Origin of the sequence: Pelomicrobium sp. G1 (assembly GCF_051905455.1) — a bacterium.
GTDB lineage: Bacteria > Pseudomonadota > Gammaproteobacteria > Burkholderiales > UBA6910 > Pelomicrobium.
In genome coordinates this window covers 1-412 of sequence record NZ_JBQACR010000124.1, presented here as the reverse complement: position 1 = coordinate 412, position 412 = coordinate 1, and the positions used below count along the sequence as shown (strand labels likewise).

The 412-nt window shown below is 73.1% G+C and carries 1 protein-coding gene; it reads left to right on the top strand.

Annotated elements, in window-relative coordinates; all coding sequences use genetic code 11:
- Positions 1-412: phage virion morphogenesis protein (locus ACTFO6_RS17795; RefSeq protein ID WP_439935753.1), on the top strand; the 412-nt coding region annotated here is incomplete at both ends.

Sequence of the window (412 nt, the reverse complement as noted above, 5' to 3'; positions counted from 1 at the left end):
GCCGTGATCGCGGCCCTGAACCGCCTGATCCAGGCGGGGGGCGAGCTCGCGCCCGTGCTGGCCGCCATCGGCCGCCAGGTCAAGACCAATGTCCAGCTCGGCTTCGTCGCCGGGCGCGACCCCTACGGGCGCCCCTGGGCGGCCCTCAGAGTGCGCCAGGGCCAGCCCCTGCGCAACACCGGACGGCTCACACACTCCATCGACTATCGGGTCGCGGGCGACTCGGTGGAGATCGGCACCAACGTGCGCTACGCCCCCGCCCACCAGTTCGGCGCGACGATCCGCGCCAAGACGCCCAAGGGGCTCATCTTCCCCGTGCCCGGGGGCTGGGTGCGAAAGAGGCAAGTCACCATCCCCGCGCGGCCCTTCCTCCCGACCGACGGGCTCCCGGACGCCTGGCGCGAGGACATCC